Origin of the sequence: Aeromonas sp. SE22 (genome assembly GCF_038739755.1) — a bacterium.
GTDB classification, from domain to species: domain Bacteria; phylum Pseudomonadota; class Gammaproteobacteria; order Enterobacterales; family Aeromonadaceae; genus Aeromonas; species Aeromonas jandaei.
Genome location: NZ_JBCGFD010000017.1, coordinates 53,531 through 71,782, shown reverse-complemented (window position 1 = coordinate 71,782; position 18,252 = coordinate 53,531). Strand labels below are relative to the sequence as shown.

Sequence of the window (18,252 nt, the reverse complement as noted above, 5' to 3'; positions counted from 1 at the left end):
CCGCGGACCTCTTGCATGCCATGCAAGCGCTCTCCCAGCTGAGCTATAACCCCAACTCACCTCGGCGCTGACGAAGTTATCTCCGGCAACGGAGGCGCATGATAGGCATCACCCGCTTTGCTGTCAACCCTAAAATAACCGCGACTGATTCGTTTAGTCAAAATTGCAGCAGTTCGCTGTTTTTACCAGCAAGACGCGTGCTATCTCTCTGTTTTATGTCACAAATCGGCTCAAGCACCTATACAGGAGAGGCCGTGCAGCAAGCCCCTTTCCCCGTACAACGCCCCCCGCTCTCAGACCTCTCTATGCTGGCTGGTAATCAGCTTCTCCCCCGTCACCTCGGGAAAGCCTTTCCATAAAGGGCATTGCATTTGAAAACCCTTTCCATGATTTTTGTAAATTTACAACACGGAAAGTTGATCTGGCTCACAAATAACCATAGGATTAAACCGTGACCCAGGTCACACACCATAACCATAAATGACAGAGCGATGAGGTAAACCATGTTTGAGAATCTGGCAGTCCTGTTCCACCTGCGCGGTGCAACCACCAAGAACGGCGTTGTAGAGAAAGATGCCTATGCCCCCTCCACCCGTGAATACCACTTCCGCTACGGCAAGTAATTGCTGAAAGCCTTTCACGGAAAATGTAATAAAACAACACACATCATCACACAGCCCTTTCGAGGCGCTGTCCTGTCCGGGCCAGATGTTCCACGGCCAAACCTGAACTCCACCAAACAAGAATGGGGCCTGCAGGCCCCATCTTTTATTGCTTCGGCTTAATGCCGGCTCACAGCTTGATCCAGGCATCACTCCACGCGCTGCCCTTGCCCGGCTCATAAGCCCAGGCGGCACCAGCACACCAGCCGGTGTAGGGGTGCGGTTTGCACTCGTAGCTGGCACCGCCGTTGCTGACCCGCTCGCCCGCCTTGTAGGGAGTCCCCTCTTTATAGGCCGGATAGTCAGGCGGCGTTACGCCCCCCTCCTCTCCTTTCACCAGCAGGCTATGGGTGGTGGTGCGGCTCAGATTACCTTCATCTGTGACCGTCAGTTTGATCTCCAGCTTGGTATCGCTGGCCGGCTTGGGCAGAGTCAACTCCAGAGTGACCTGATCCAGTGCCGGGGCAGAAGCACCTGCCGGAAGAGTCCAGGCATAAGTGAGCGGCTTGCCTTCCGGATCGCTGGAGTGCTGGCCGGAGAGGGTCACCTTGCTGCCACCTTCGGCCTGCGCCGGGCCGGTGATATTGGCCACCGGTGGCAGGTTGGTGCCACCGCCGTTATCCTCGATCACCACCTCCGGATAGAAGTGCTGAACGCAGCGGCTGTAATCCCCCTCCTTGAAGGCGCTGAACCGGGTCTGGTAACCCACCAGCTTGCACGCGTAACTCTTGCCGCCGTTGGGATTCTCTGCCACATAGCTCCAGTCCTGCTCCCAGTAGATAGGCAGGGCACCGGCGCCCTTGTCGTCAAACACCTTCATGTTCTTGCAACCCAGCACCTCGTCGGATGGCACCGCTACCCCGAGGTAGTTGGCAAACTCGCGGTAGTAGTTGATGCGGTTCTGGGACTGGGCGTGCTCGACCGGGCCACCGCACTCCACCCCACCGTTGATGATCTGGGTGGTGACTCCGAAGCCCGGCACCAGACCGTTCTGCTTGTCGTGCTCGTTCGGCTGCCAGGTGCCATCGATGACATGGAGCATGGAAGGCTTGGGTGGCTGCGGATAGGTATAGAAGAACACCGCACTGGCGAGGTTCAGCCAGGTGTCGGCCACCAGATCGGGGCGGTCGAGCAGGGTGCGCACCGTGCCGAACATCGCCTCGGAGAAAGGGCCGTAATTGTAGTTGTAGGAGAGTTGCTTGGCGCCGCGACCAAAGTAGCTCTTGAACTCGCCATTGTCGAACGTACCGCACGGCCACTGCTGACCCTGCCACACATCGGGACGGCACTCGGCGTTGTAACCGCCGCGCATGGTCTCATTCCATCCCATCTCGCGCACGTAGACCAGTGCCTGACGCCACTCGGCTTCCGGGCGCCAGTTTTCATGGCCGCCAGTCTCCTGGGCGAAGTGGGCGAACATGGTTGCCAACGTCTTGCGGCAGATGGCATCGGCATCGCGGCCATCGCTGTAGTCGCTGCACAGGGCCGGGAACTTGGCCGCCGCCTGCAGCAGGCCGCGATAGGTGTACTCGGGGGCGCGCAGCGGGAAGAGGTAGTTGAACTGACCCTCGCTCAACAGGCTTTCGACCCGCTTGACGTTGCCCGGGTTGTCGGCACGGCCCGGCTGCACCGCCTCGACCACCAGATTGTCACGGGTAGCGATGGAAGCCTTGACCGCTTCCATCGCCGGGAAGTCGGTCAGCGCCTTCTCTTTGGCATCCAGCTCAGCCTGGCTCATATAGACGGGGGTAGTGCTGCCATCCGGCGGGGTTGGCGTCGGCGGATTGGGCTTGTCATCGCCGCCGGTATCCGGCGGGGTCACTTCCCCTTCGCCGACAAGCTTCCACGGGGTATCCCACTCATTGGCGGCCGTCATGCCCGGAGTCTGACCCGGGTTGACCCACCACTTGGCCTCGAAAACCTGGCCGTTGTAATTGACCTGGCTGCCGCCCGGGTAGGATTTGTTGATGTCGTATGCCTCGGCCGCCCACAGGTGGCCGCTCAGCATCAAGCCGGCAAGCAGAAGGGATATGCGATTTTTTTTCATTATTGTTGCTCTCTGTCTAGGTTTTCAGCAGAAAAGGTGGGGCCTCATAAGACCCCGCCACCATCATAGGGATCCCGGCTTAACGGCAGCTTGCCGCCCCGACATCCAGCCAGACGCCGTGCTTGCCCGGCTCGTTACCCTGAGTCCACCACCTGGCCTGCCACCGACGGCCGTTATGGTTGGTCAGCTCCCCGCCGCTGTAGGCAACGGCGGGACTCCACCCCAGATCAACCTGACTCGCCAGCGCCCACTGATCGGCACTGCGGCTCGGCGCATTGCCCTGAGTCCAGTACTTGGCACGCCATACCAGCTGGTTGTGGCTCACCTTGTCACCGCCGTTGTAGACCTTGCTGGCCTGCCATGCGGGAACGTTGACCGCTTCCGGGTCGGTGGTGTTGCAAGAGCCGTCGACCACGGGATCCAGCGTCAACACGACGCGCCCTTCGCTCTGGTGTACCCCGTCCGAGACGCTCACACTCAGCTCATGCTGCTCGCTGGTAGTGACTGCCTGCGGTAGGAGACGCAGGTTGGCACTGGTCTCGCCTTCCGCCTGCCAGCCCGCCGGAAAGTGCCAGCGGTAGCTCAGCGCGTCGCCCTCGGGATCGCTCGCCTCAGCGGTGACGGTCAGCCACTCACCGCCGATGCCACCGAGCTGCGCCGGTACGGTCACCACCGGAGGCTGGTTCTCGACCACGCCCTGCTCCAGCGGCCGCCCGTTGACGGTAAAGGAGAGTGACTGCTGCGGTGGCAGCAAGCTCTGCTGTACCAGTGTCTGGCCACGGCACTGGATGGTGGCGCGGCCGGGCTCGCTGGCGGTGGGCAGGTTGATGTGGAACTTGTTCATGACGCTGCTGGCCGCCCGGTGATTGGCCAGCCTGAAGCGCTGCAGACCATCGCGAGTCTCCACCTGCAACTGGCAGTCACTGCCGGACAGGGTGTTGCTGTCATCCGGGTAGGTGAAGCCGTAGGCGCCGTGCAGCGCCGGATAGATGTAACTGGGCAGACTCCCCTGCGGATCGTAATAGCCCACCAGGGTGGTCACCGGCACTCCGAACTGCTCGGGCTTGCGCGCAACCTTGGTATCGATGGGGGAGACCTCCACCCAGCTCTGGCCATCCGAGGTGAAGCTCTTCTTGAAGCCCCGGTTCACCACAATTTCCTTGCCGTTGATAAAGAGGCGACTGTTGTAACCGGCCCCATGATCGATGGTCAGACTGCGCCCACGGTTGTCCGCAGAGGCAACCGGCACCCGGATATCACGAGTCCAGCGACCGTCCCACATGGCGACCCTGACCAAGCCGTAATCCGCCAGCAGGGCACTCAGTCCGGCCTCGCTCAGGGCATCCATGGAAGCATCGACCTTCTCGATCCCCTCGATTGTGTGCTGATAGGGCTCCATCCTGGCCGTCGCACTGTTCCACTTGCTAAAGCCGGTGGCCGAGTTGGCATCGAACACCGCCTTGCTCTCCAGAAAACGCTGGATGATGGCGGCGGAATTGGGGGTATAGAGGGTGAAACGGTTGGCACCGGAGAGAGGGCTGCCGCCCGCCATCGCATCGTAGCCAAACTTGCGGCCATCGAACGGCGGCTGGCACTGGCCATCCAGACAGGCATCCTCATTGGTGCGGGTCGGCGAGAAGTTGGGGATGAAACGGTGTTTGTCACTGTCCCAGCCCCAGCTGGAGTTGAGCTGATCGGCACTGCGATGAACCGAGCCACGGAAGCCATCCACATAGTGGCCAAGGCCGAAGTTATGGCCCACTTCGTGGCTGAACTCGTTGCCCAGCGAATCATCCAGCGTGACGATGCCACCGCCACCGGAGCCACCGTGCACCTGAACCCCATTGGCATATTTGCCGCGGCTGTTGTGCGCCGTCAGCTGGGCCACCACAAAGGGATGGCTCCCCTCCCCTTCACCGGCACTGCTGTTGATGCCGTAGTTGGCATTGTCGATACCGTGGGAGATAAGCTCCTTGCCGATGCGCTGGCGCATGGTGCCGCCATGCCAGCCCCCCTCGCTCGGGTCAAAATCGGTCAGCAGGGTGCCATTGGGCAGCATCACCTCAGGCAGGGAGAGCGGTGCATACTGACTGACGATCAACCGGCTGGCCGGGATGGTCTGGAAGTATTCGCGATGAGCCTCCTTGTCATTGGCAAAGGCAAAGCGATCCCGCGGCGTGGTGAGCATGCCGATGTCGATGGTGTGCAGCAGCAGCTCGCCGGGGGCACCGACCCTGATGTCACGCAGTTCACCCGTGAGGTTGCCCTGACGAACGGAGAGGCTCAGTCCGGGCTGGATCCACTCTGCGGGCAGCTCGCCACTCCAGGTATCCGGGGCATAGGTGATGCGGTTGTTCTCCAGCTCCCCCTCACGGAACCACTGCCCCTTGACAAACTTGAACTGCAGGGTCTGGCCACGGGAGAGGGTCACCTGCCGCTCGCCATATAAAATCGTCGAGTTGTAGCCTGCGCTGGAACGCAAGCGCACCATCTTGCCCTCCAGCTCCGGGCTCACGGGTAGGTAGATATCCCGAACCCAGCGGCCGTCAGCGGTCTGGATCTCCACCAGCGCGCGACCAGTCAGCCGCTCCTTGAGGAAGGCGCCGCTCTTGTCGCTCAGTTTGGCCAAATCAGCACTGCTGCTGATGACGGCACTGCTGCCGCTCTCCGGGACGAAGCTCACCCCGCCTTCGGGAACCCCCGCGAGGTGGTAGACCGTCTCGGGCAGCGCCGATGGCGGTGACAAGGTCAGGGTGCCAAGCAGCTTGCCGCTGCCGTCACGGGCCTCCACCGTCATGGGGGTCACCCCGTCGGCCTGGAGCGGTTGGACCAGCAGCAAGCTCTTGCGCAGGCTGGTCAGGATGGGTTGGCGATCCCCCTCCTTGGGATGGGATGGCAGGATCTGGCTCTGGGCAAACTGCACTCTGGCAGCCAGACTGCCCGCCAGATCGCTTTGCGGGGTCGTGTCATTGAATATCAGGGGCGCGCTGCCAGCAGACAAAGGGGCTGCCGCCAGCGTTGCCATAATGAGGCCGGCTATCGGGGTCATGTATGTAGTCATTTATTGTCTCGTCTTGATGGCTACCGGGAAGGAGGGGCATGTCGCCATGCCCCTGTCATCAATCGGGAGGTATTACTTGCAGCTGGCGGCGCCGACATCCTGCCAGACCGCAGCCTTGCCGGGCTCATCACCGCGAGTCCAGTACTGGGCCTTCCACTGGCGACCATTGTGGTTGGTCAGGTCACCGCTGTTGTAGGCGACATTGGCATCCCACCCCAGTTGCACCTTGCTCACCAGCGTCCACTGATCGGCAGTGCGGCTCGGTTCGTTGCCCTGAGTCCAGTACTTGGCCTGCCACACCAGCTGGTTGTGGCTCACCTTGTCACCACCGTTGTAGACCTTGCTCGCCTGCCAGGCAGGCCAGTTGGCGGCATCCGGATCGGTGGCCGAGCAACCGCCACCACCGCTTACCGGCTTGACCGTCAGACGGGTGGCGGCACTGGCATCCAGCGCGCCGTCGGAGACGGTGAGGCTCAGGTCATAGGCGGTATCGCTGGTGACGTTCGGGCCGGTGACCACCAGAGTGGCACTGTTCTGACCGCTGGCGGTGAGGCCGGCAGGTACCGTCCACTGATAGGTGAGCGGATCACCGTTCGGGTCAGACGCGGTCGCCTTGAGGGTCACCTGCTTGCCGGATTCCACGGAGGCGGTAGCCGGCAGGCTCACCAGTGGCGGCAGGTTGGGTTGCGGCGCCTTGTTGGTGACCACCACCTGATCGCGGGCGGTGAGGTTGTGGTCATCGGTCACGGCCAGCTCGAACACCAGATTGATGTCGGCGGACACTGCATCGAGTACAACCCGGGCCTTGGCCTGAGTGGCATCCAGCAAGGTGGCCTGCGGGCCGGAGACCTGCTTCCAGCTATAGGTGAGGGCGCCATTTTCCGGGTCGTGGGACGCGGAGCCGTTCAGCGTCACCTCGGTCGGGCCGGTGACACTCAGATCGCTGCCCGCGTTGGCCACCGGCGGCTTGTTGGCTGGCGGAGTGGTTCCCTCGCCATGACCCAGCCCCTCGTGCATGGCATTGAGGATGTCGCCGTTGTCGGCATCAATCTCCCAGGAGAAGAGGCCACCCAGCTTGTTGGCCAGCACATACTGCCCCTTGGCCTTGACCGAGCGGTCGTTGTCATAGGTGATGAGATCGCCGGTCGACGCCTTGAACAGATAGGGGGCCTCGGCCACCTCGTCGTAGCTCTTCTCCCAGCCACTGCCCATGCGGTTGTTGACGATGTCACGGTAATCGACCACGCCATCCTCCCAGGTGCCTTTCACCTTGCCGGTCGCCTTGCCGGTGAAGGGGTTGTTGCCCTGATAGCCGCTCACGCCAGTCCAGCCACGGCCATACATGGCGGCACCGACCACCAGCTTGCCGGGGTCAACCCCCTGCGCCAGCATCAGGTTGACCGCCTTGTCGGTGGTGTACTTGGTGTTGGGATCCCAGCTCGCCGCGTAGAGGTTGGTCTGGTGACCCAGCTCGGTATTGCTCCATGCGCCGTTGTAGTCGTAGGTCATCATGAAGATGTGGCTCATGTACTGCTGGGCCGCACGGTAATCGACATCTTCAATCTTGTCGTAACCGGCACCGACAGCGGAGGTGAGCTCATACTTGCGACCAGTCTGTGACTCCAGCTCGTCAAGCATGGCGCGCAGCTCCTTCATCAGGGTCACATAGGTTGCGCCATCGCTCGGGCTGCCCAGTTTCGGGTTGGCGCCCTGTCCGCCCGGATACTCCCAGTCGATGTCCACGCCATCGAAGAATTTCCAGGTCTGCAGGAACTCTTTGACCGAGGCGACGAAGGTATCGCGCTTGCTCTTGTCGCCGAGGAAGTAGAAGGGGTCGGAGAGGGTCCAGCCGCCGACGGAGGGGAGGATCTTGAGGTCGGGGTAGGCCTGCTTGAGCGCCATCAGGGCGCCGAAGTTGCCCTTGTAGGGCTCGTCATAGGCGGTCAGGCCGCTTTGCGGCATCTGGACGGCAGCCCAGGGATCGTGGATCGCCACCTTGAAGTCAGCCCGGCCTGCACAGGCACGCTGCAGGGCCTGGAAGCTGTTGCCGTTCTCGATCTCCTTGAGGCTGTCATTGATGCCATCCCCGCCACAGATGGGGGTAAAGCCGTAGAGGATGTGGGTCAGGTTCTGGGCCGGGATCTTGTCCACGGTGAACTTGCGCCCGTAGACGCCCCACTCCACGTAGTAGGTGCCCACCACCTTGCCGGACTTGTTGGCGTAGGGCTTGTTGTTCTCCTGCAGCGCAGCCTTGAGCGGCGCCAGGTGGCTGCCGTCGGTATCGGCGACCACTATCTCCTTCTTGTCGGAGAGAGAGCAGCCGTCGGCATTGCAGAGGGCCACCTGCATCTGGTAGCGGCCCCCCTTGTTCACCTTGAATTTGGCGGTGCCTGCCGCGGCGGAGGGGCCTGACCACACCTCCTTGCCATCGAGCAGCACTTTGGCAGTCTGGCCAACGTCACCGCTCCAGAGGTTCCAGCTTACCTCCACATCGGCGGCATCTTTCACCTTGACCAGATTGTTGTAGGAGGTTGCCGCCTGATCGACTTCGACAATGGCGAACTTGGTGGGGCCCCAGCCGATGGTGGGTTTGCCGGGCGCAGCCGCGTAGGCGGCGGAGGTACAGAAAAGACCGACCGCAAGGGCCAGCAAGGTAGGTTTTGGACTTGGCATTTGTTGTATTTCCCTATTTCGTTATTGTTTGCAACGAAAAGGGCGACGCGCCTGACAGGTAACGCAGACAGCAGTGCTCCTCCTTGGCAAAAGGAGCGCAACAACCTGTGGTGGCCCCGCTATCTTAGGTACTGCTGACCCTTAGACCGGAAGCTTTGCGTCCCGGCCTTTCGACCGGTTTGCCCTTAACACACTTCATTCGCGACAAGAAAAATCGCCCCCCGACTATAGGGGGGCGATTTGCGAAGTGCTACCTAGTAAAAATGACAGTTGATGGGACTCATTTCAGGGGAACTGGCTCGATATGGTGAGGATTATTCCGACATCAGCCTCTATCCTTCTCCTTTCGCGCCGCTCACCTCCCTCCATCATTTGATTAATTTTGTGAGCTGGCTCACTGCACCGGCAGCAACAAGCTGTTCATCAGGGCCCGCAGCTTGAGCGGTTTGACCGGCTTGCTGATGTAGCCGTATCCCCGCTCGCGGATCTGCGCCTGCAGTTCGCTCTTGCGATCGGCGCTGATGATGATCCCCCCCGGCTCGTCACCACAAGCCTGCTGCAGCGCGGCAATGGCCTCCAGTCCGGTCTTGCCATCGTCGAGGTGATAGTCCGAGAGCACCAGTCTCGGCAAAAATCCGTCTGCCACCAACGCCTCGGCTTCGGCCAGATCGACGGCGCAGCGCACCTCGCAGCCCCAGCGGCCGAGCAGGGTGCTCATGGCGGTCAGAATGTCCCGCTCGTTGTCGATACAGAGCACGGCTACCCCCTCCAGCTGGCTGTCACGCACCACCGGCGCTGCCAGCTGATGGGCCGTGACCGGCCGGGTCGCCAGATTGAGGGTCACCGCAAAGACCGATCCCTTGCCCGGCCAGCTCTGCAATGTGAGCTTATGGCCCAGCACCAGCGAGATGCCGCGGGCAATGGCGAGCCCCAGACCCAACCCCTGCTCCCTGGCGGTACGGGAGTGATCGAGGCGGGAGAACTCGTCGAAGATCGCCTCCTGCTTGTCTTGCGGAATGCCGGGTCCGTTGTCCCACACTTCGATGCGGATCTTGCTCCCCAGTCTGCGACAGCCAAGCAGCACCCTACCGCCCGGGTTGTAGCGAAACGCGTTGGTGAGGAAGTTCTGCAGCACCCGGCGCAACAGCCGTACATCGCTGTGCACCGCCAGCTTGCTCTCCACCACCGAGAAGTGGATCCCCCCCGCCTGTGCCAGTACCCCGAACTCCGCCTTCAGGTTGTCGAACAGATCGTGCAGGGCGAAGTCGAGTTTCTTGGCTTTGAACTTGCCCGCCTCAAGGCGCGAGATATCGAGCAGATCGCTGATGAGATCCTCGGTAGCCCCCAGCGCATCGTCGATATGACGGGCGATACGGGCTGGCTCCTCTTCGGCCGGCAACATCTCCAGCAGGGAAGAGGTAAAGAGCTTGGCTGCGTTGAGGGGCTGGGTCAGATCGTGGCTGACCGCTGCCAGAAAACGGCTCTTGGATTGATTGGCCCGCTCCACCTGCTGGTTGACCAGCAGCAGCTGGCGGTTGAGTTCGGAGAGCTCGCGAGTACGCTCGGCGACCCGCGCCTCCAGATGTTCGTTGGCTTCGCGCAGCACCCGTTCGGCATCACGAAACGGGGTGATATCGGTAAAGGTCATGACGAAACCACCGGCCGGCATGGGATTGCCCTGCATTTCGATCACCCGGCCATCGGGGCGCTCCCGCGCCGAGATATGGGCACTGCCCCGTTTCATAAACGCGACCCGGCGCGCCACATGCTCCTCGATATCGCCGGGGCCACACAGTCCCTGCAGTGCGTTGTAGCGGATGATCTCCTCGATGGGGCGCCCTGCCTGGATAAGCCCGGGCGGATAGTGAAACAGCTCGATGTAGCGCCGGTTCCACGCCACCAGCTTGAGCTCCCTGTCCACCACCGAGATCCCCTGCCCGATATGCTCGATCGCCCCTTGCAGCAGACCACGGTTGAAGCGGAATACGTCGGAGGCCTCATCCACTATGGTGGCGATCTCCTCGAGCTGCATGTTGCGCCCCTGCAGGGCAGAGGCGAGCACCAACCGCGCCGACGAAGTGCCAAACACCCCGGCCAGCAGCCGCTCGGTGTGAGCAATCAGCTCGGCCGATGCCTGCATCTGTGGTGCCAGCGTGCCGCCATGCTCACCGGCAAAGCGACCAAAGGCACGCTTGACCCGGCTCGACCCGACGAATCGGGCCGCCAGCATCTCCAGCTCCTTCACCGACACCCGCGCCTGATAGAGCGCCGTGGTATCGCGACTCGGCTTGCCGACGAAGTTGGCCGCCTGCAACCGCTCGCTCACCGCCGGACGGGAGAGCAGCGAGCCCGCCACATAGCCAAGCAGGTTGAACAGCAGGCTCAGGAAGATGCACCAGGCCCCGAGGCTGAGATCGCGAAAAGCGGGCCAGTCGGGCGGCGCCAGCAACGCCTCCAGCGGTGAGCCGGCCAGCAGACCGCTCTCCGCCAGCAGGGTGATGAACCAGAGGCTCACACCGAGGATCAGACCGAGATAAACCCCCTTGCGATTGCCGTGCCGCCAATAGAGACCGAGCAGCAGGGCCGGCGCAAACTGGGCCACTGCGCCAAAGGAGAGGTAACCGATGCGCGACAAGCTGGTGAGATCGCCAAGCCAGAGGTAGAGCAACCAGGCCGCCAGCAGGATCAACAGGATGGCGCCACGGCGCACCTGCAGCAGCAATCGCACCAGCCGCTCATCGCGCCCCTGCTGCCAGAAACGGCGCAGCAGCACCGGCAGCACCAGATCGTTGCTCACCATGATGGCTAATGCGATGGTGCAGACGATCACCATGCCGGTCGCTGCCGAGGTACCACCAAGGAAGGCGAGCATGGCGACTCCGTCAAAACCAAGGGCCATCGGCAGACTGATCACATAGGTGTCGGAGGCCATGTCAGCCCCCACCCACTGCTTGCCCGCCAGCGCCAGCGGCCAGATAAAGAGCCCCATCACGAACAGGTAGAGCGGGAAGATCCAGCGCGCCCAGTGCAGATCCTGCCCCTGATTGTTCTCCACCACAGTCACATGAAACTGGCGCGGCAGGCAGATGACCGCGCACATCGCCAGTACCGTATAGATGGCCAGCTCCAGCAGACTGCCGGGCGTCACCGCCATCACCGCATCGAAGAAGTGTCCCGCCACCTCGCTGCGTACCGGGCTCGGCTTGCTCAGAATGAGCCAGAGGGCAAAGCCCCCCACCGAGATAAAGGCGAGCAATTTGACCACCGACTCGAAGGCGATGGCTACCACCATCCCTCTGTGGTGCTCGGTGGCATCGAGATGGCGGGTGCCAAACAGGATGCTAAACAGCGCCAGCAGCATGGCGACCCCGAGCGCCAGTTCGGCGGTATTGCCCGATATGGCGCTCACGTGCCCCGCCCCTGCGCTGTTGACCATCAGCAGGTCGAGCCCGGTCACGATCGCTTTGAGCTGTAGCACCAGATAGGGAAGGATCCCCATGATGGCGATAAGGGCGATGAGCATGGCAAGACGCTGGGATTTACCGTAACGGGCGGCGATGAAGTCGGCGATGGAGGTGATGTGTTCCCGTTTGGCCACCAGAATGAGGCGCGCCAGCAGTCGCCAGCCAAACAGAAAGACCAGCATGGGGCCGAGGTAGATGGGCACCGGCGACCAGGGCGATTCACTCGCCTGACCCACGGTGCCGAAGAAGGTCCATGAGGTGCAGTAGACCGCCAGCGACAGGCTGTAGAGCAGGGGCTGCCCCTTCATGCGATGCCGCTTGTGCTTGTCCGCCACGAAGGCAATCAGAAACAACAGCCCCAGATAGGAGAGCGACAATCCGATCAGCAACCATCCCTGGTGCATCTGCAACCCCTTGTCCATGTTGAGAATTTGTATGCAGGTTCGGCCAGTCTAGAGAGGTGGCCGCTAAAAGTCATCACCTTCAGACAGATAGAAATTATCGTTTTTCAATAAATTTTGCCTTGACTGCATATCGTAAAACAATAAACATTGCCGCCATGAATATTGATAAACGATAAACTTTACCTTTCAGACAAAACCCATTACGGTGAGGAATGAGATGATATCCAACAAACTCGAACGCTCGAGCATGCTGATCGAATGGCTGCTGCTACTGGCTCTGCTGGCTACCCCTTTGATCACCTTGCTGGAGGTGTGGACCCCCTTCGGTGGCGCCGATTTGCTGCAGGAGAAGCTCAACACCATTCTGAGCCGTCCCGGCATCAACCAGGCAGACTATCCGCTGCACTTCTCCACCCGGCTGCTCGGCACTCTGGTACAACTGTTGCCGGATCTGGTCTTCATGATGATGCTCTGGCAACTGCGCCAGCTGTTTCGTGGCTACCGCCACGGCCTGCTCTTCACCTTCGAGCAGATCCGCCGCTACCGGCAGATCGGGCTGCTGCTCTGTGCAACCTTCGTGGTCGAGTTGATCCACCTGCCCCTGCTGGATACGGTGCTCACCATGAGAGGCCCGGAAGTGCTCGGTACCATAGCGCTGAGTACCTCAGATTTCCGGGTACTGCTGGCGGGACTCATCGTGCTGGCGCTGGCACTGGTCATGCGCGAGGCCAAACTGCTGGCCGATGAACAGCAACTGACGGTGTGAGGATCCCATGCCCATCATCATCCGGCTCGATGCCCTGCTGGCCGAGCGCAAAATGACCGCTCGCGAACTGGCCCAGCGCATCGACATCACCGAAGCCAACCTCTCGATCCTCAAGAATGGCCACGCCAAGGCGGTGCGCTTTTCCACTCTGGAGGCCATCTGCCGTGAACTCCAGTGCCAACCCGGCGATCTGCTGGGCTACGAGCAGGAGCGCTAACCCTTTATGAGTCGTCATATCACCCTGTTTGCCCTGTGGCTGCTGCCACTGTGGGCCTGCGCCAGCGATAACGCGAGCGGCCCCCGCTACCTTGTCGAGCAGGGCGCCAGCGCCAATGTGCTGCAAGTGCGCCTCACCATGCAGGGCGAGCCCCCTTTTACCCTGCTCCCCACCCGCCAGTTGCCGGGCAGTGCCGCGCCAGCTTCCCCCACACTGGTCTGCCTTGCAAACAACCAGCCGGTTGCCCTCAACCAGCCCTTCTCCTGCAAAGAGGTTGGCTGGCAGATCACGCTCACACTGGCGCCAGCGCTGGGGGCGGATGCCTCGGCCCAACAGTCGCTGCTGTTTGCCCCTGACCAGTGGCTATTGACCGAGTGGGGTAACTTTGTACGCCAGATGGGGAGCCGCCAAGGGAAGGTATGTCTGCCGGATGGCAGCTGCCAACCGCTGCCGGACATCAGCCAGCCACCGCTGATCCTGCCATTTGGTCTGCAAACTGTCCCAATCACCAAACCGGATCCGCGGCTGGTGCTGAGCCATGACGAGACCGCCAACCAGCTCGATCTGCCGGCCTTGCAGCAACAACTGAATGAGATCATCGACTATCTGGCCTTTCAGCTCGACGTGGCCCCGCCCACTCACCCGTGGCAACTGGTGTGGCTCGGGCGGGATGTGATGACCCACTCCCTTGGCGGCGCCGCTGGGGATCAGGTGTTTGTCGCCAACTACCCCACCGATGCAGGCAAACCAACGCCACAGGCCCCCTTGCGCCTGCTGCGCACCTCGGCCCACGAGGCGGTGCATATCCTCAGCGCTCGCCGTGCTGATCCACAGCCCACTTGGGTTGAAGAGAGCCTCGCCGAGTACCTCGCCATCAAGGCACTGCGCCGCTTTCGGCTACATCAGGTCTCGGCGATCAACGAACTGGCCGGGCGGGGCAAACAACTGCCCCATAGCGAGAGCGGCCTCTATCGGGCTGCCCGCGAAGTGATGGCAGGCGATCGCTCCTACTACCCGCTCTTTTACGTCAAGGGGAGCGCCTTCTGGGAGGCACTGGATCGGGAGCTGCAACACAATGACGTGACGCTGGCCCGACTGCTGCCCCAACTGGGCTGGCTACCGGATGGTCGCTTTGATGCCGCATCCAGTGAACTGCTTGCCGGCACCATCGGCTCGGATACCTGGCGCCGCCTCAGCCGCGACTATCTTGGCGAGCAGCAGTAACGCCGAAAACCGCAGCAATGAAAAAGGGAGAGCCGTGGCTCTCCCTTTCCAGGTGATGGTTCAGATAGACAGATATCAGGCCGGAGCGCTCTCCTGCGCAGAGGGCGAAAATGGGCGCAGCCGCAGGAAGAAGACCGGCAAGACCACCAGCACCATCAGGAAGAAGATGCCGCCGCCCAGTGGCTCGAACAGCACACCGCAGAGTGCCATCAGAGCAGCCACCGTCATGCCAAGACCCAGCGCTGCGTAGAGGGACTGGGTCGGGATCAACTGCTCGGCCGGTAGCTGGCGGGTCATGAAGCGCACCGCCCCGAGATGGCTCACCCCGAACGTCACCGCGTGGAGCAGCTGCCCCAGCACCAGTACCCACAGCTCGGTCGAAGCTCCCAGCAATACCCAGCGCACCACACAACCGATGGCTCCGGCGATAAAGAGGCTCTGCGCCCCGAAGCGCTGCAGGAAGCGCTTGTCGGCGGCGAACATGCAGATCTCGGCCACCACCCCGATCGCCCAGAGGTAACCGATGATGGTGCCGCTATACCCTTGCGCCTTCCAGTAGATGGCACTGAAACCGTAATAGGCAGCGTGGCTCCCCTGCAGCAGCGCAGTCAGCAGCAGGAAACGGCGCACCGGCGCGCTGCGCAGGGTCGCCAGCAAGGATGCCTTGGCCCGCTCGCCCTGCACATCCTGTGGCGCGGGACTAAGTGGCAGCCAGCTGAGCAGCAGCATCAGCACCAGTCCCGCCACCATGGTGTGCAAAATCCAGTCGCTGCCGAAGTTGCCCACCAGCGCCCCTACCAGGGTCGAGGCAACGATAAAGGCAAACGAACCGCACAGCCGCACCTTGCCGTAGTCGATATGCGCCTGCACCACCATGCGGGTTGCCAGCGCCTCACCCACCGGCATCAGGGTCGGGTAGATAAAGTTGGCGATCAGGGTGAGACCGACCAACCACCAGAGGTGATGACTGAGATAGAAGCCAAGGAAGGCGAGCAGACTGAGCAGAGATAACAATCGGGTAACCGGCAGCAGATGACCCGCCCCCTTGATCTGACCCATCACCATCAGGTTGCCGGCAAAGCGGATCGCCATCCCCGCCCCCAGCAGGAGACCAATCATCTCGGCGCTGACGCCCACCCCCTCCAGCCAGAGCGACCAGAACGGCAAGTAAGCGCCGTAGACAAAATAGAAGGCGCCGAAAAAGAGCGCTAACCAGGAGAACGCGGGCATAGATCCTCTGCAACCGGATGACGGGAGCAGAATGATAACCCATCCGCCCCCACAGATCCCGATGGAAACCCCGCGAAGAAAACGAAAAAACTTCAATAAAATTGAACCATTACCGAAGAAGCAGGGTCTACTTGGTAACACCTCCTCCTGGTTAGTGTTGCAATCCTTCCACCCGCCTATGGCGGGTTTCTTTTTAGGCAAATATCTGCACGCCTCACTGTCACAAAGCGGCCGCAAAAAAGGGGCCGAAGCCCCTTAGATAATCTGCGTATGTTGTTTGCTCTTTAGAATACGTATTTGACTCGGGCGCTGAGGTTACGGCCCGGCTCGGTCATCAGGCTGTTATCAGAACCCGCATCACGGCCAGCGATGCGCTCGTAACGGGTGTACTCCTTGTCAAACAGGTTGAAGAGACCGACGTTGAGCTGCAGATCCTGCATAGGGTTGAATTGGGCATACATATCCACCACGCCCCAACCGGCCGCCTTCTCATACTCGTTGCCCTTGGCATCCTTACGCACCTTGTCCATGTCGTCGGCAAAGCGCAGTGCCGTATTGAAGTTCCATTTTTCCTGCTCCAGACGCACGCCGACCGAACCGTTGAGCGGGCTCAGGCTGTTGATGTGGTTGCCATCGCCATCCTTGCCGTCGATGTAGGCGAGATTGCCCCAGACGTTGACCAGATCGGTCAGCCAGTAATCCGCTTTCGCTTCAACCCCCTTGGTGGTCGCCTTGCTCAGGTTTTGGTACTGGTAGACGGCGGTGCGCCCCTCTTTGCCCACTTCCACCATCTCGATGAAATCATCGAACTTGTTGTAGAAACTGGCCACCTCGTAGCTGAAGCCATTGTGGCTGCCACGCACACCGAGATCGATGCCGTCGCTGCTCTCCGGATTGAGGTTCGGGTTCGGCTCGATGCGATAGCCGTAAGCCTGATGGTTCAGGGTGGAGAAGGCGCTGTCATACATGGGGGCCTTGAAGCCGTGGCTGTACTGGGCAAACAGGTTGGCTGCCTCGTGCGCCTTGAACACCAATCCGAGCTTGGGCGAGATCTCCCCTTCGGAGAACTTGTGCAACTGATCCCCGGTGTAGGCGGGATCATTGTCCGGGGTCATCCGGTAGTAGTCATAGCGGGCGCCCGGCGTCAGCACCCAGCGCTCGCCAAACTTCATCTCGTCGAAGGCCCACAAGGCGCCACGTTCGCTGGTGGTAGCCGGGAAGCTCAGCTCGTTGTAGCCGACAAAATCGTTCGGTTTGGTCGGCCCCTTGTAGCGGGAACGTTCGTTGTCGGTGTGCTCATACTCGGCCCCCCAAGCCAGACGATGATTGGCCACTGCCTTGTGGAACTGCAGCTGGGCGCCGAGGTTCTTCTGATCGAACACGTTGTGATCGAGAGAGTTCTTGAACACATAGGGGTTGCGCGGGTTAACCGGATATTTGGATGAGGCGTACTGATCCAGCGTCTGCTTGGTGCGTCCGAAGTAGACCTTGGTATCCATCCGGTCGGCCCAACCCTGATTCAGCGCGATGCCGTGATCCAGCACCAGCGACAGGTTGTCGGTCTGCTTGTCGGTGATGGGCTGCTCGAACACGCGGGCAGTGCCGGTACCGACCTTGTTGAGCTTGACCGCGTCCGGCTCCTCGCCATCGGTCAGATAATCGACGGTCAGCTTGAGGAACTGCTCATCAGAGAGATTCCACTTGCTCTTGAGCAGCAGGGCGTGAGTCCCGATATCGAAATCGGTCTTGGTTGAATCGTAGTTCTGGGTGACACCACCATCGCGCCAGGTGTAGCGCAGCAGGTTCTCCACGTCACCGGTACGCAGGGCGCCGGTAAAACCAGCCATCTTCTGGTGACTGCTGGAGGCGTAACCGCTGGTCACATCCAGATAGCTATCCTTGCCCTTGAGGAAGTCGCTGGCATCCTTGGTGGTGATGGCAATAACGCCACCCAGCGCATCGGAGCCATAAGCGGCGGATGCAGGCCCCTTGGCCACCTCCACCTGCTTGATCATGTCGGTATCGAAGTAGCTCTGACCCACTCCGCCCTTGCTGTAGGCATCGTTCTGGCGCACCCCGTCACGCACCACCTTGACCCGGTTCTCACCCATGCCGCGGATGATGAAGGTCTGGGCATCTCCCTGCCCGCCCAGCACGGCGACACCGGGTTCATAGCGGAACAGGTCAGCGGCATCAGTCACCACCTGCTCTTCGATCTGTTTGGCGGTGATGACCGAGATGGGGCCGGAGACATCTTCCAGCTTCTGCTCCATCCGTGAGCCGCTGACGACCACGACTTCATCCGCCTTTTGAGTGGCAGCAAAGACCTGGGAGGAGAGACCGGCCGCTACGGCGAGCGCGACCAGAGAGAGTGCGTTTTGATGGGTCACAGCGAATCCTTATTGAGAACTATTATCAAACAGGCCGCATCTTACCCACCCCGACTCAAAGATCAATAAAAAAGAATCATTATCATTTAAAAAGAGGATTGTTAGTTTTACACT

At 61.1% G+C, this 18,252-nt stretch carries 9 protein-coding genes and 1 riboswitch; of the genes, 3 read left to right on the top strand and 6 right to left on the bottom strand.

All coding sequences use genetic code 11. The features are described 5' to 3' along the window. Positions 1 to 792 precede the first annotated feature (792 nt). The 4 genes from AAHA39_RS18820 to AAHA39_RS18805 all read right to left on the bottom strand — a co-directional run bounded on the left by AAHA39_RS18820 (position 793) and on the right by AAHA39_RS18805 (position 12,311). A complete protein-coding gene (locus tag AAHA39_RS18820) occupies positions 793 to 2,709 on the bottom strand; it encodes a glycoside hydrolase family 19 protein (RefSeq protein ID WP_342690033.1) in 1,917 nt (638 codons plus the stop codon). A gap of 79 nt (positions 2,710 to 2,788) precedes the next feature. Continuing rightward, positions 2,789 to 5,770, bottom strand: a complete 2,982-nt coding sequence (locus AAHA39_RS18815; protein ID WP_320656355.1) for a M66 family metalloprotease — start codon at positions 5,768 to 5,770, stop codon at positions 2,789 to 2,791. Positions 5,771 to 5,842: 72 nt separating this feature from the next. Further along, entirely contained in the window at positions 5,843 to 8,443 is a 2,601-nt protein-coding gene (locus tag AAHA39_RS18810) for a glycosyl hydrolase family 18 protein (RefSeq protein ID WP_320656354.1), read from the bottom strand. Positions 8,444 to 8,549: 106 nt separating this feature from the next. Then, positions 8,550 to 8,637, bottom strand: a riboswitch (cyclic di-GMP riboswitch). A 200-nt stretch (positions 8,638 to 8,837) separates the two neighbouring features. Further along, complete coding sequence (locus tag AAHA39_RS18805; protein ID WP_320656353.1) at positions 8,838 to 12,311, bottom strand: hybrid sensor histidine kinase/response regulator; 3,474 nt, start codon at positions 12,309 to 12,311, stop codon at positions 8,838 to 8,840. Positions 12,312 to 12,528: 217 nt separating this feature from the next. Here AAHA39_RS18805 and AAHA39_RS18800 point away from each other — a divergent pair, with 217 nt between their 5' ends. From AAHA39_RS18800 to AAHA39_RS18790, 3 genes are read left to right on the top strand one after another with little or no spacing between them, the layout of a single operon-like run. Then, a complete protein-coding gene (locus AAHA39_RS18800) occupies positions 12,529 to 13,077 on the top strand; it encodes a DUF2975 domain-containing protein (protein ID WP_320656352.1) in 549 nt (182 codons plus the stop codon). Positions 13,078 to 13,084: 7 nt separating this feature from the next. Continuing rightward, complete coding sequence (locus AAHA39_RS18795) at positions 13,085 to 13,294, top strand: helix-turn-helix domain-containing protein (RefSeq protein ID WP_033112641.1); 210 nt, start codon at positions 13,085 to 13,087, stop codon at positions 13,292 to 13,294. A gap of 6 nt (positions 13,295 to 13,300) precedes the next feature. Continuing rightward, complete coding sequence (locus AAHA39_RS18790) at positions 13,301 to 14,518, top strand: hypothetical protein (protein ID WP_320656351.1); 1,218 nt, start codon at positions 13,301 to 13,303, stop codon at positions 14,516 to 14,518. Between the two features lie 75 nt (positions 14,519 to 14,593). Here AAHA39_RS18790 and AAHA39_RS18785 read toward each other — a convergent pair whose 3' ends face one another. Both AAHA39_RS18785 and AAHA39_RS18780 read right to left on the bottom strand, forming a co-directional pair. Further along, complete coding sequence (locus tag AAHA39_RS18785) at positions 14,594 to 15,748, bottom strand: 3-phenylpropionate MFS transporter (protein ID WP_320656350.1); 1,155 nt, start codon at positions 15,746 to 15,748, stop codon at positions 14,594 to 14,596. A gap of 284 nt (positions 15,749 to 16,032) precedes the next feature. Next, positions 16,033 to 18,138 (bottom strand): TonB-dependent hemoglobin/transferrin/lactoferrin family receptor, encoded by a 2,106-nt coding sequence (locus AAHA39_RS18780; protein ID WP_320656349.1) that lies wholly within the window; start codon positions 18,136 to 18,138, stop codon positions 16,033 to 16,035. Positions 18,139 to 18,252: the final 114 nt, after the last annotated feature.

Coding starts and splice junctions, on each gene's coding strand:
- AAHA39_RS18820 (WP_342690033.1), bottom strand. CDS start 2,709: ATGAAAAAAAATCGCATATCCCTTCTGCTTGCCGGCTTGATGCTGAGC.
- AAHA39_RS18815 (WP_320656355.1), bottom strand. CDS start 5,770: ATGACTACATACATGACCCCGATAGCCGGCCTCATTATGGCAACGCTG.
- AAHA39_RS18810 (WP_320656354.1), bottom strand. CDS start 8,443: ATGCCAAGTCCAAAACCTACCTTGCTGGCCCTTGCGGTCGGTCTTTTC.
- AAHA39_RS18805 (WP_320656353.1), bottom strand. CDS start 12,311: ATGCACCAGGGATGGTTGCTGATCGGATTGTCGCTCTCCTATCTGGGG.
- AAHA39_RS18800 (WP_320656352.1), top strand. CDS start 12,529: ATGATATCCAACAAACTCGAACGCTCGAGCATGCTGATCGAATGGCTG.
- AAHA39_RS18795 (WP_033112641.1), top strand. CDS start 13,085: ATGCCCATCATCATCCGGCTCGATGCCCTGCTGGCCGAGCGCAAAATG.
- AAHA39_RS18790 (WP_320656351.1), top strand. CDS start 13,301: ATGAGTCGTCATATCACCCTGTTTGCCCTGTGGCTGCTGCCACTGTGG.
- AAHA39_RS18785 (WP_320656350.1), bottom strand. CDS start 15,748: ATGCCCGCGTTCTCCTGGTTAGCGCTCTTTTTCGGCGCCTTCTATTTT.